Origin of the sequence: Corynebacterium glyciniphilum AJ 3170 (assembly GCF_000626675.1) — a bacterium.
Classification (GTDB): domain Bacteria; phylum Actinomycetota; class Actinomycetes; order Mycobacteriales; family Mycobacteriaceae; genus Corynebacterium; species Corynebacterium glyciniphilum.
The window spans coordinates 526,074-539,728 of record NZ_CP006842.1 but is presented as its reverse complement, the minus strand read 5'-3'; the positions used below and the strand labels follow the sequence as shown (position 1 = coordinate 539,728).

Annotated in this window: 4 protein-coding genes; all 4 read right to left on the bottom strand. The window is 67.8% G+C overall.

Annotation, left to right across the window (positions count from 1 at the left end; genetic code table 11):
• Positions 1–127 precede the first annotated feature (127 nt).
• From acpS to CGLY_RS02505, 4 genes are read right to left on the bottom strand one after another with little or no spacing between them, the layout of a single operon-like run.
• On the bottom strand, positions 128–592 hold the full coding sequence (acpS, locus tag CGLY_RS02520) for a holo-ACP synthase AcpS (protein WP_052539523.1): 465 nt from the start codon (positions 590–592) through the stop codon (positions 128–130).
• Positions 589–9,873, bottom strand: a complete 9,285-nt coding sequence (locus CGLY_RS02515) for a type I polyketide synthase (protein ID WP_038545894.1) — start codon at positions 9,871–9,873, stop codon at positions 589–591. The genes acpS and CGLY_RS02515 overlap by 4 nt, the downstream gene beginning before the upstream one ends.
• A 23-nt stretch (positions 9,874–9,896) precedes the next feature.
• Entirely contained in the window at positions 9,897–11,465 is a 1,569-nt protein-coding gene (locus CGLY_RS02510) for an acyl-CoA carboxylase subunit beta (RefSeq protein ID WP_038545891.1), read from the bottom strand.
• Positions 11,462–13,384, bottom strand: a complete 1,923-nt coding sequence (locus CGLY_RS02505; RefSeq protein WP_227590350.1) for an acetyl/propionyl/methylcrotonyl-CoA carboxylase subunit alpha — start codon at positions 13,382–13,384, stop codon at positions 11,462–11,464. Before CGLY_RS02505 ends, CGLY_RS02510 begins: the two co-directional genes overlap by 4 nt.
• Positions 13,385–13,655: the final 271 nt, after the last annotated feature.

The window sequence follows — 13,655 nt, the reverse complement described above, 5'->3', positions numbered from 1 at the left end:
CGTCACGGGTGCATCTGAGCCACCGCAGAGGTCAGAATCCGGGTGATTCCTGACCTCTGCGGTGGCTCAGATGACGTTGCTCCGCGGAGCAACGGGCGCAGACTTCGTGCTCACGGGACGCAACCGACTACATCCGGCGCCACTCCCCGACCACGAAAGCCTGGGCGACCGGACCGTCGTGCGACAGACTCAGATGCCAGACGGCGTGCCCGGCGTCGACAGCTCCGCCACCGAAGTGCCGGGACAATGCACCGGTGACCACGGAGGCCAACGGCTCGTGCAGTCGCACGAACGGTCGACCCCAGCGGTCCTTGACCACCTCGATCTGCGCCCAGTCCATCTTCGCCCCGGGAATCTCGTCCCCGGCCTCGGCGGCGGTCCACGCCTTGTAGAAGGCCTCCTTGGCCGCCCACCGGGCAGCGAGGTGCTGAGCCTCGTTGCCGCTGGTCCGCGCCTGCTTGGCGCAGGTGCGTCGCTCAGCGCCGGTGAAGGACGCAGCGAACCGCGACCCCGGCATGGCGAGCTGCTCGGCGAAGGACGGGATGTCGACAACGTCGATCCCGACGCCGATCACAAAGGAGGAACCGGTCACCGGAGCAGTCCGTCCTCACCGGCACGTGCCTGGGGGTCGAGCAACATCGCCGGCTCTGCATCGTCGATCTCGACCTCGTCGGAGAAACGACGGTGCTCGATCTCTTCGAACAGTGCGCGGTGGCCCAGCATGCCGGCTTCGCGACGACGCACGCCGGCTCGCAGTCGTGCGGACGCTGTAGCGACCCACTGCTGTGCGGCGTCCTCGCCGAGCTGATTGGCAATGGCGACCCGGAAAGCCTCCGGGTGCACCAGCGCCATCAGTGCGGACACGTGACCGAAGCCCAGGGAGGTCAGCAGACCGGCCTTGATCGTGCGGTTGAGCTGCAGCGGCTCACGCAGCCAGACGAGGTTCGGGGCAGATGCCATCTCCGGGTCCACGCAGTCCAGCGAGCGGTTCGCCGGGATACGTGAGGTCCGGAACATGTCGCCCAGGCCAGCGGTCTGGAAGACAGCGGCACCACCCTTGGCGTGACCGGTGAGCGTCTTCTGGGAGACGACGTACATCGGGTTGCCCTCGGTACGGCCCATGGCCTTCGCCAGACGGGTGTGCAGACGGGACTCGTTCGGGTCGTTGGCGTTGGTCGAGGTGTCGTGCTTGGACACCACGGAGATGTCGTCGGCGCTGACACCGAGCTTCGCGAGCTCCTTCGACAGCTTCGATCCCTGGCCGCCACGTCCGGCGGCCAGCGCACCCATGCCCGGGGCTGGGATGGAGGTGTGCGCACCATCAGCGAAGGACGCCGCGTAACCGACCACAGACTGGACGGGCAGGCCCAGCTTCGCCGCGACCGAGCCACGGGTCAGCAGGATCGTGCCGCCACCCTGGGCCTCGACGAAGCCGCCGCGACGGCGGTCGTTGGCACGAGAGTAGAAGCGCTCATTGAGCCCCTTGGCGGCCATGGCGTCCGAGTTGGCCGTGGCGTTCATCGAGGCGAACCCGCTGATGGACTCCACGGACATGTCGTCGGTGGCACCGGCGACCACGAAGTCGGCCTTGCCGAGCTTGATCTTGTCCACACCCTCCTCGACGGAGACCGCGGCGGTGGCGCAGGCGCCGACCGGGTGGATCATCGCTCCGTAGCCGCCGACGTAGGACTGCATGGTGTGCGCGGCGACGACGTTGGGCAGAGTCTCCTGCAGGATGTCGGACGGGATGTCCTCCTCCAGGAAGCGGTCGACGAAGAGCTTGCGCATCGAGGTCATCCCGCCGAAGCCGGTGCCCTGGGTCATCGCGACATCCGAGGGGTGGACGGCCTGCAGGATCTCTGCCGGGGTGAAGCCGGCGGAGAGGTAGGCGTCGACGGTGGCAACGAGGTTCCACACGGCGATCCGGTCGATGGCCTCGACCATGGATGCCGGCACACCCCAGCGGGTGGGATCGAAGTCCGTCGGGAACTGGCCACCGACTCTGCGTGCCAGGGTGGCGCGGCGGGGTACCCGTGCCCGGGCACCCGGCAGTCGGGTGATGGACCACTCGCCTGTCTCCTCGTCCAGGGTCGCCCGGGTGAAGTTCGGGTCGGCCTCGACGAAGGACTGGGCGTCCTCGGCGGAGTCCACGGAGAAGGTGACCTCACGATCGAGGAAGATCTCCGCGGCCGCCGGGGTGTGGACGTCCTCGAGTGCGACGTCGTCGACGAAGGTGCGCACACCGGCGCGGGCGGCGACCTCGTCCCGGTAACGGGTGAAGATCTCCTCCTCGGGCACGATCTCGCCCTTGGCGTCGTACCAGCCGGCGACCGGGGTGTCCTTCCAGGTCAACAGACCGGTCATCCAGGCGAGTTCCAGTACACCGGCAGCGGTGAGGTCCACCGAACCGTCGGCCTGGACACCGTACTCCGCCTCGAAGCGGGTACGCCCGGAACCCCAGGCGCTGACTTCACCGAGGCCCACGACGACGACCATGTCGTCGAGGTCTGCAGTGACCTCGCCCCAGGCCTCATCCTGTGAGTCGACCGTATCACCGGCGACAGGCTGGGAGGCGCGCACCGGCGAGGGCAGGGCGTTGACGGTGACCGGGGCGTCGGCGCTCTCGGCGGCAGCACCGTCACCGGCAGCCTCGAATGCGCCGTCGGCCAGTGCCTGCTCACGCAGCTCCACCAGGTTGATCTTGTCCAGGCCACCGGTGAGATCAGCGTCGACGGGCCCGATGGACGCGGCCGCACGGATCTCGGAGGAGCACAGACGAACCAGCTCACCGGCGATGTCGGACGGGGTCCACACGCGGACGCCTGCCTCAACGGCGGCGTCGACCAGTGGGTCGTTGCCACCCATCAGGCCGGTCCCGGAGACCCAACCGATGCGCGGGTGGGCGATGGTGACACGCTCCGCCCACGGCTCGTTGGACCACTTGTTGCAGATGGCGTCGAACGCGGCCTTGGTCTCACCGTAGGCACCGTCACCGCCGAAGGTTCCGCGGTTCGGGGAGCCGGGCAGCACCACGTGCAGGCGATGGGCCAGGTTGGCCTCGTGGCCGATGCGGGACAGGGCGGTGAAGGAACGCTCCACGCTCCACAGCAGCAGGCGGGCCTGGGTTTCGGCGTTTCCGCCGGCGTCCTCGACCGTGCCGGAGACCGACGGTGCGGCGAAGGGCAGGAAGAGATCGGGCACGAGTGCCGGCTTGACCAGCTTCTTCTCGGAACCGACCGTCTCGGTCTGCTCATTGCCGATCCAGTCGACCAGTGCGTCGATGTCACGGTAGCTCGACAGGTTCGCCGGGACGAGCCAGATCTTCGCCTCCGCCGAAGCATGCTCCCGGTAGAGCTTCTTGATGAACTCCAGGCGTGCAGCACTGATCCGGGACGCGGTGATCACCACGGTGGCACCCTCGGCCAGCAGGTCGCCGACCACACCGCCGGCGATGGAGGCAGGGGTGACACCGGTGACGACGGCGACCTGTCCAGCGAACTCACCGGTGGTCGTCTCGTCGCGGGCGTCTGTCGCGATGCTGGTGAAGCGGGTCGCCAGCTGCGCATCGGAGGTGTGCGCGGCCCACCAGTCGGCGTGCTTCGCGACGGTCTCACCGGTCCCCCGGAAGGTCGCGGACTCGGCGATCTCCTCGCCGGCGGCGAGGCGGGCGATGTCCTCACGGGCGGTGGCCCACCGGTCGTCAATGAGGATCGCGCGACGGTCGTCGAAGACCGGGGCGACCTGCTTGGGCCAGGTGGCACCGAGTTCTTCACTGACGGCCTGCAGGATCGCGGCGGTCTCGTCTGCCTCGGGATCTTCGAAGGACGAGGACTCCGGGATGTCCAGGTTCAGGTCGTGCAGGATGTGACGTGCCAGGTTCGCCAGCACACCCTCGTCGCCGGTGACCTCTTCGGCGAAGGCGTCGAGCGCCGCGGAGTCGACGGTCCCGCCGCCGGCACCGCCGGCGCTGGGCTTCGCCACAGGAATGCCGTGGGCGGCACCGACCTGGGTGACCGCCTCGTCGATGATGGCGTTGACATCGTTCATCGAGGTGGCGGACGTCGGCAGGGTCGACAGGTCGCCGCCGCGTGCGGAGGCGCCGTCACGGGAACCGAGCAGGATCTGTGCGGTCGCGTGGTCGACCCAACCCGGCCCGAGCTCCCAGGTGCCGGTGACCCGGTCGGCGATGGCGGTGGCCTTGGCTCCTGCGGAACCGAAGAGTTTGCGCAGCCGGTCCTTCACTGCCTCGCTGAGCACCGGGCCGAAGGCCGCGTAGTTGTGCGCGGCCGCGTCCACGGTGGCGGACAGGGTCGTGACGTCGGCCTCAGCCGCACCTTCGACGCTGGACAGTCCCAACTCGGCGGAAATGTCCATGAGCAGCTGGTTGAGACGCGAGGACACACCGTTGGTCAGCGTGCCAGTGGTGTCGGCACCACCGATCTGTTCCGGGCGCAGCTTGTTGGCGTAGGCCAGGAGGGTCTTGATCGCGTCGGACGCCTTGTAGGGCAGGTCCGCGGGACGTTCGACCGAGCCTGCCGGTGCCGGGGGCTCCGGGGTGGCGTAGCCCTCGTCGACGGCGGGCGACGGGGCGGAGGCGTCCGGACGGGCCTCGGCGACGACATCGCCGGTCGGCACGCTCTCGCGCTCCGCCTCGGACGGTTCATCGACCGGTGCGTCGATGGTCTGGACGTCCTCGTGGTAGACCAGCTTCTCGTCGCGCTGGACGTTACGTACGGCGACGTCGGCACCGGTGAAGCGGGGCAGCTTCAGGGTCTTGGTGGCCAGGTTCGCCAGGGTCGGGGCGGCGCCGAGTCCGATCTCGACGAGTTCTTCGATATCCAGGCGGTCGGTGGCGAGCAGCAGGTCCTGGGTCTCGATCCACCGCACCGGAGAAGCGAACTGCCAGCAGAGCAGCTCAATGAACAGGGTGCGGGCAACCTTGGCGCGTCCGGCGACGTCCGTGGTACGAGCGTCCCAGTCATCCAGGATCTCCTGTGCAGGTTCAGCGGGGACAACGTCCAGGATGGACTGCACGAACTCACGGCTGAGCTCGAACGGGCGGGCGACGAGGTTCGGGATGTAACGACCCTCGAGGACCTCGTGGTCGATGGTCTCCGGGAGCAGGTCGTCGAGCTTCTCGCGGAAGTCCGGCACACCGGGGTGCAGGACGCGCGAGTGGAAGGGCACGTCGATGCCCGGAACCATCATGAACGATCCCTTGCCCCCGGCCGCTGCGGTCCGCTTCGCGGCATCCTTCTCCAGGGCTGCGAGGCCGGCGACGGTGCCGGCGACGGAGTACTGCTCACCGGCGAGGTTGAAGTTCACGATCTCGAGGAACTCACCGGAGGCCTCCGCCACGGAGTTGACGTACTCGACGACGTGGTCGTCGTCGACACCGAACTGGTTGGGACGCAGGGCGCCCATCCGGTAGTTCGAGCGACCGTTCTCGTCACGCGGGATGAGGTGGTGCATCGTGGAACCACGGTGGAACACGACCTCAAGGACGGTCTCCAGCTCGATGGTGCCGGCATAGGCCGACAGGGCGGTGTACTCACCGAGTGAGTGGCCCGCGTAGTAGGCGTCAGCGACCAGCGCATCCGCCTCCCGCAGCCGGGCAGTCTGTGCCAGCGCCAGGGTAGCCAGGGCGACCTGGGTGAACTGGGTGAGGTAGAGAACGCCGTCCGGGTGGTGGTAGGTCACACCGTTGGCGGTCAGCGAGGTGGGGTTGTCGCGGACCACGGTGAGGATAGAGAAGCCCAGGGTGGCGCGGGTGTGGGCGTCGGCCCGCTCCCAGACGGCGGCGGTCGCCTTGGAGGCGGCGCGCTCATCCAGGCCCATGCCCTTGGACTGGATGCCCTGGCCCGGGTAGACGTACGCGGTGGACGGCGCCGCGGTGACCGCGGTGCCCTGGGACACGAGTTCGTCGTTGATCCGGCAGGTCACTTCGAGCAGCAGGCCGCCACCGGCGACACGGCCGGTGCGCTCGACCTGGATGTCCACCGGGTCGCCCAACTGCACGAGACCGAACATGCGGTAGGTCCAGCCGAGGATGTGGTGGCCGGAGCCGGCAGCGGAAGCAGCGTGCTGGGCCGTCGCGGACAGCCACATGCCGTGCACCAGCGGTGCCTGCAGCCCGGCGACGCGGGCGGCGACGTGGCTGGTGTGGATCGGGTTGAAGTCACCGGAGACCCAGGCGAAGGGGGTCATCTCCGCGGGGGCGTTCACCCGGGTGCGCAGCAGGGTGGAGCGCGGGGTGTCGGTGGTCTCCGCGCCCGTGCCACCGGCGAGCTCCGGGTCAGCAGGCGGAGTGGTGCCGAAGGCGCGTCCGCGGATGGCGAAGCGTTCGGTCTGGCGTCCCAGCAGGGTTCCTTCGTCATCGTGCATGTGGTGGTGCACGGTGACGACGCGTCCGGACGAGGATTCCTCGATACCGGCGGCCCAGCTGGTCACGGTGATCTGGAAGGGGGCGCGCTCGGCGAGTTCCTCGGCGGAGACCTCGAGTGCCACGGTGTGGTCGAGGTGCACCGCGTTGAGCAGGCCCTCGATGACCGGGTAGTCCTTGACCATGGCGGAGCCCAGGGCGGCGTAGATCGCCGGCCAGCAGGTCCCCAACAGGGCGTCAGGGACGATGGAGGCGCGGGTGGCGCCACCCCCGACCTCGGACAGGTCGCCCAGGCCGTCGCCGGTCACACCGGCGTGCTCGGAACCGAGAGACTCGGTGAGGGTGAAGGTGTAGTTGAACGTGCCGAAAGGCGCCGTCTCAGAGGTGGCACCCTCGACCTTCGTCGGCATGGCGGTGATCTCGTCACCGGTGACCGCGGTGTTACCGACACCGGCAGTACCAGCCAGCAGGCCGTACATGGTGTCAGGCAGGCGCTCCTCGTCGACGACGGGCAGGCCACCGGTGATGCTCGTGGCATCGAGAATCAGCGGAACAGGAAGGCTGCGGACGGCGTGGACCTGCGCGTCACCACTACCGGCGGCGGTGTCGTCCCAGAAGGTGTCCAGGTGCAGGTCGATGGTGACCTTGACGGGGTTGCCGTCGGAACCGTCATTGACGACGACGAGGTCGTAGCGGTCCTCGTCGATGACGTGGGCCGGATTGTCCATGAGGTGGCCGGTCCACGAGATGTAGGGCACGGCCTTGAGGAACGACTCGACGTCCTGCGCATCCTCGGTACGGGACCATGCCGTGGTGGCTTCACTGTCGGCGATGCGGACGCGGCAGGCCTCCTCGAAGCGTCCGAGGAGGTCGGCGACGGGCTCGTTGACGGTGGTGATCCCGGAAACGGACACGGGTCCCGGGATGATGCGGACCTGGTCGGCCGAGTAGCGGTCGTCCTGGGCCTGCCACAGGCAGTCCTTGCCCCACCAGGCCAACAGATCCTCGTCGATGGCGGGGACGAAGCCCATCGGCTTCGGGTACTTCCGGCACAGGGCAATGAACCAGGCGGTGTCGAGCGGGGTCAGGGTGTCGACCTCGGCCGAGGGGTAGGCGGCCACGAGGGTCGTCACGGCGGCCTCGGGGTCCTCAGCGGATTCCACGGTCGGGAAAAGTGTCTCGACCGGGCCGTGCTCTGCGGTGGTCAGACGCGCCTCGACGCGCTGCAGGAGTTCCTGGAAGCGCTGCAACCAGGACGGGTCGACCCACGGGAAGCTCAACTCAGCGAAGCGACGGACGACCTCGGCGTAGGTCATCTTCTCGAGCTCACCGAAGTACGGCTTCGCCGTCTTGTTCATGGCATCGATGATCTCGTCGCGGCGGGCGTTGACCGCCTCGAGCGACCCGCCGACCTCCTGGATGAGGCGCATGCACTTCGCGGCCGAGTTGTCGATCTCGTGGATGTCGGCACGCAGGTGGGACAGACCCGAGGTCGCACCACCGGCGGAGTTGCCGGGGGCGATCCAGCCGCCGTTGGGGGCGGTGAAGGCTGCACCGGTTTCGTCGGCGACACCCGGGGTGTCGACGAGCAGTTGCTTGATCTCGTCGGTGGTCTTGGCTTCCTTGGTGGTCATGGCCGCGGTGCCGACGAGCACACCGTCGACGGGCATGGAGGGCAGCCCCAGGGCCACCGACCAGTCACCGGAGAGGTAGTCGGCAGAGCGTTCGGGGGTGCCGATGCCGCCGCCGACACAGAGCACGACGTTCTTCTGACGGCGGATCTCCGCGTACGTCGCGGTGAGCAGGTCGTCCAGGTTCTCCCAGGAGTGGTGGCCACCGGCGTGACCGTCCTCGACCTGGAGGATGATGCTGGCGCCGGTGTCCTCGATCTGACGGGCGATGCCCAGTCCGGCACGGATCTGGTTGACCGTGCCCGGCTTCAGGGCGATGTGGGAGAAACCTGACTCGCGGAGCGCTCCGATGACCTCGGGGGCTTCGTCGGGCTCCGGGATACCGGCGGAGATGACGACGCCGTCCAACGGGGCGCCGGACTCGCGGGCCTTGGAGACCACACGCTGGCCACCGAAGTGGAGGTTCCACAGGTAGCGGTCCATGAACATGGCGTTGAACTGCACGGCCCGACCGGGTTCGAGCAGTCCCTTGAGCTTGGTGAGGTTGGCGTCGAAGACCTCGGCGGTGACCTGCCCGCCACCGGCCATCTCAGCCCAGTAGCCGGCATTGGCGGCTGCGGCGACGATCTCCGGGTCCACGGTGGTCGGCGTCATGCCGGCCAGCAGCACCGGTGAACGGCCCGTCAGGCGGGAGAACGCGGTCTCCACGACCTGTCCGGTGGGCAGGTCGAGGAGTCGCGGAGCGTAGGTGGACCAGTCGACGGTGCGCTCGGGGTCCTCGCCGGGAGCGGCGAGAGTGTCGACGTCGTCGAGACTGCCGGCGGCGACGATTCCGGCACCCGAACCCTCGATGAGGTCGGCGGAGATCCGGGAAGCGACGACACCGGGGCCGAGATCCAGGAACCAGTCGGTCCCCTGCTTTCCGCCGTCGCGGGCTTCGGTGACCTGGGAGACCCAGTCGATGTGGTCAGTGAGCACGGCACGGGCGAAGGCCTCTGCACCGGACAGACCACAACGCTCGGCCCAGGCCACGACCTGCTCGACCGCGGGCTCCATCGAGCTGTGGTGGAACGGGACCGTGACCTCGAGGTACTCGGTCTGCGGTGACAGCGGTGCGCCGCCCCGGGTCTTGGATGCGAGTTCAGCTGCGTCCTTCTCGCCGAGCTGCAGGACGGTCTGTTCGACGACCCCCAGATCATCCGGGGTGCCGGAGAGGATGAACCGACGACGACCGTTGTGGATGGCGACCTCGACGTCCACGCCGGCATCGGCGATGACGACGTCCAGATGAGAGCGCTCCAGGCCCCGTACGGAGAGCATCGGGGTGTGCTCACCGACAGCGAAGCCTGCAGAACGGGTGGTGCGTGCCGCCGCGGCGCCGATCAGGCGGGCGATGGCGAAGATCTGGGAGTCGGAGAGTCCGTTGTCGTTGACAAGAGCTGCACCGAGCACGCCCTGGGAGTGCCCCAGCGCGGTCGCACGGCCGTCGGCGACGGCGGCCGTGGCATCGTATCCGGCACTCTTCAGAGCGGAGAGCTGGGCGTACTGCACAGCGGTGATGCCGGGCACCGACAGGGCCGCGGAGACCGGGGCAGAAGCTCCTGCGGCGAAGGAGCCTGTTCCGGCGAGCCGCTCGAGTGACAGGGCACCAGCGGTGGCGGCGGTCAGTTCGGCGGCGACCGGCGCCAGCAGGTCGGAGGAGGCGGAGATCAGGTCGCGGATCTCGCCGGCGAGGGTGGGGTCCTCGGCAATCTGCGCACAGGCGGGACGCCACGGGGTGGCCTGCCCGCCGAAGAGCAGGGCGGTCTTCTCGCTGCCGCCGTTCAGGCGCGCGAGGAAGCTGGAGGAGGTGTCAGTCATGATGTCCTTAATCACCCTGTCGGTCACAGGGGCCCGTTGGAGTGGAACTTGAAGTGGCGGCGGTCGCGGTCCTTGGTACGCAGGGAGCGCAGAGCGGAGGCGAGGGTGTCGCGGGTGTCAGCGGGTGCCACGATGCGGTCGATCTCGCCGGTCTCCACGGAGAAGTTCGGGTTGATGTTCTCGGCCTGGTATTCGTCGGCGAGTTGTTTGGTGTAGTCGGCCTTCTCCTCGTCAGGGACGGCGGCGATGTCGCGGCGACGCAGAATCTGGACAGCACCTTCGGCACCCATCACGGCGATCTCGGCGTCCGGCCAGGCGAAGGCGAAGTCTGCACCGATGCCCTTGGAGCCCATCACGATGTACGCGCCGCCGTAGGACTTGCGGGTGATCATGGTGACCACCGGCACGGTGCAGTTGCCGTAGGCGTAGATGACCTTTGCGCCACGACGGATGATGCCGGCGCGCTCCTGCTCGGCACCGGGAAGGTAGCCGGGCACGTCGACGAGCGTGACGACAGGCAGACCGAAGGCGTCACAGCAGCGCACGAAGCGTGCGGTCTTCTCCGAGGCCTCGACGTCCAGGGTGCCGGCGTTGTGCATCGGCTGGTCTGCCACGATGCCGACGGGCTTGCCCTCGATGCAGGCGAAACCGATCACGATGGACCGCGCCCAGTGCTCCTGGACCTCGACGAACTCACCATGATCAACCAGTGACTCGATGACCTCGACGACGTCATAGGGCATGCGGTTGTCGGCCGGGACGATGTCGCCGACGCCCCGAGCTGCCTCGAGGTCCTCCTTGGTGGGGACGTAGTCGTAGGACGGAGTCTCTTCGTTGCAGTTCTGCGGGAGGTAGTTGAGCAGGGCGCGCGCGTAGTCGATCGCGTCCTCTTCGTCCTCGGCGAGGTAGTGGGCGACACCGGAGACGCTGTTGTGCATCTCGGCACCTCCCAGGTCATCCAGACTGATCTGCTCACCGGTGACGGCCTTGACCACGTCAGGGCCGGTGACGAACATGTGCGAGTTTTCCCGCGGCATGATGACGAAGTCAGTCAACGCCGGGGAGTACACGGCCCCGCCGGCGCACGGGCCGAGGATCAGCGAGATCTGCGGGATGAAGCCGGAGGCCTCACACGATTTGCGGAAGATACGGCCGTACCAGGACAGGGCCGCGACACCTTCCTGGATACGTGCTCCGCCGGAGTCCAGCAGGCCGAAGCAGGGGACGCGCTCGGCGATGGCACGGTCGATCAGATCAGTGATCTTCTGACCTTCGACCTTGCCGAGGGTTCCTCCTCGGATAGAGAAGTCCTGGGCGTAAATGGCGACAGTCCGGCCGTCGATGGTGCCGAAACCGGTGGCGACGGCAGAGCCGAGGAATCCTTCGGCGGGGTCGCCGCCGAAGAAACGACCGAACTCCACGAACGAGCCCTCGTCGCAGAGCATGTCGATGCGCTCACGGGCGGTCATCTTTCCCTTGCCGTGCTGGAACTTCTGCGCCTTCTCATCGGCGGCGGCGGCGAGTGCGTCGTAGTCGACGGACGCCTTCGCTGCGATCTTCTCGACCTTGGCGGTCTTCTCAGGAGCGGTCATTCCGCGGCCTCCTCGGTGTTCTCGGCGGTGTCGGCGGTGTCGTCAGCGTCGATGTGCAGCAGTGTGTCGCCGGCGTTGACGTTCTGGCCGACCGTGACATCGATCGACGCGATGGTGCCGCCGACCGGGGCGTGGATGTACTTCTCCATCTTCATCGCCTCCAGGACGATGACCACGTCACCCTCGTTGACGGTGCTGCCGGGCTCGGCACCCATGCGCACGACGATGGCCTGCATCGGGGACTGCAGTGCGCCCTCGGCGGTAAGGCTCTCTCCGGTGGTGGCTGCGCCCGCACCGGCTGCGTCGCCGCCGCGGCGGCGTGAGCCGCGCCGCGGTTGGCTGCGACGGGACCGTGCACCGAGTTCCTGGCCTTTCTCTCCGAGACTGCCGAAACCGCTCTGCATCATCGAACCGAGGCTCGCGAGGCCCTCGGGCAGGGTGATCCGGTGACGGCGACCGTCGATCTGGGCGGTGAAGGTCCGCAGCGCCGCAGCAATGCCGCCTTCCTCCTCGGCCGCGGCATCCTGTCCGAGCTTCTCCAGGTCCACGTCGGGCAGGAAGCTCGTCTCCAGCCACCGGGTACGGACCCGCAGATCACGGTGACCGTTGGTGCCGTCGAAGTCGGGGTGGGCCATGATCAGGTCCAGCACCGGAGTGGAGGTGGCGATGCCCTTGATGGACAGTTCGCCCAGCGCGCGGCGGGCGCGGGCGATCGCACGGGGCCGGTCCGGGCCGGTGACGATGAGCTTGGCGATCATCGAGTCGAACTCCGGCGAGACCTTGTCGCCAAGCCGGACGCCGGTCTCGATCCGCACACCATGGCCGGCCGGCCACTCGAGTTCCTTGATCTTGCCGGCGGTCGGGGTGAGGTCCTTGGCCGGGTCCTCAGAGGTGATACGCAGCTCGATGGAGTGACCACGAACCTCCGGGACCTCGGGAATCGTGCCACCGTCGGCGATGGTGAGCTGGGCCTCCACCAGGTCGAGACCGGTGACCTCCTCGGAGACGGTGTGCTCCACCTGGAGGCGGGGGTTGACCTCGAGGAAGAACAGTTCGCCTTCCTCGGTGAGCATGAACTCGCAGGTGCCCAGGCCCACGTACTCGGTGTGGTCGAACAGGGCCTTGGACCACGTGTTCAGTGTCTCCACCGCTCCTTCCGGAAGGAAAGGGGCCGGAGCTTCCTCGATGACCTTCTGGTGGCGACGCTGCACCGAGCAGTCGCGGGTGGTCACTACGGCGAAGTTGCCGTGGGAGTCGCGCATGCACTGGGTCTCGATGTGGCGCCCGGAGAGAATGAAGCGCTCCATGAAGAACTTGTCCAGGTCACCACCGGCCATGGCGTGGCCGGCAGCAAAGGTCTTCAGGTCCTCCGCAGTGCGGATGACCTCGATTCCACGTCCACCGCCTCCGTCGGAGCGCTTGAGGACGATCGGGTAACCGTGGGCGGCGACGAAGTCGTCGACCTCCTCCATGGACTGCACCGGATCGGTGGTGCCGGGGACCGGCGAGACACCGGCCGCCAATGCCGTACGGCGAGCGCTGATCTTGTCGCCGAGCTGACGGATCGTATCGGCGGCGGGGCCGAGCCAGGTCAGTCCGGCGTCGGCAACAGCCTGGGCCGCGTCGGGAACCTCGGAGAGGAAACCGTAGCCGGGGTGGACGGCGTCCGCCCCGGAGCGCTGGGCGACGTCGATAATCTTGGCGATGTCGAGGTAGGTCTCCTGGAGTGTGGTTCCCTCCAGGGAGTACGCGTCATCGGCCAGGGCGACCGCAGGTGAGTCGATATCCTGGTCGGAATACACGGCGACGGAGCGTAGGCCCAGGTCACGGGCAGTACGGACGACACGTGCGGCGATCTCGCCACGATTGGCCACGAGGATGGTGGACGGCATCGGGCTCCTTTCGGAGAGTCGGTTCATGGAGGCTCATCACGAGCGCGCCCGGACAGAGGTCGGGCACGGGTCGCGTGAATAGGGATGAACTCTAGGAAGCTCCCCGGACAGCTCCGACTCATTCAGTTCTGCACATATACATGCCTCACCCCCGCACCCCGCGGGGAAGCACCCCTCACCCCGGGAGTTTCCTTAGGTCAACAAGCATTTCTCCACACCCCTCCCCCGTCGGACGATGGCCACCCCCGTGGCCATCTCCCGCCATCCTTCCCTCAGCAACATGTGCGCTGCGTCACTC

What these genes read in the sequence shown, in the direction of transcription:
- CGLY_RS02515 (WP_038545894.1), bottom strand. Translation starts at nt 9,873, where the DNA reads ATGACTGACACCTCCTCCAGCTTCCTCGCGCGCCTGAACGGCGGCAGC.
- CGLY_RS02510 (WP_038545891.1), bottom strand. Translation starts at nt 11,465, where the DNA reads ATGACCGCTCCTGAGAAGACCGCCAAGGTCGAGAAGATCGCAGCGAAG.
- CGLY_RS02505 (WP_227590350.1), bottom strand. Translation starts at nt 13,384, where the DNA reads ATGAACCGACTCTCCGAAAGGAGCCCGATGCCGTCCACCATCCTCGTG.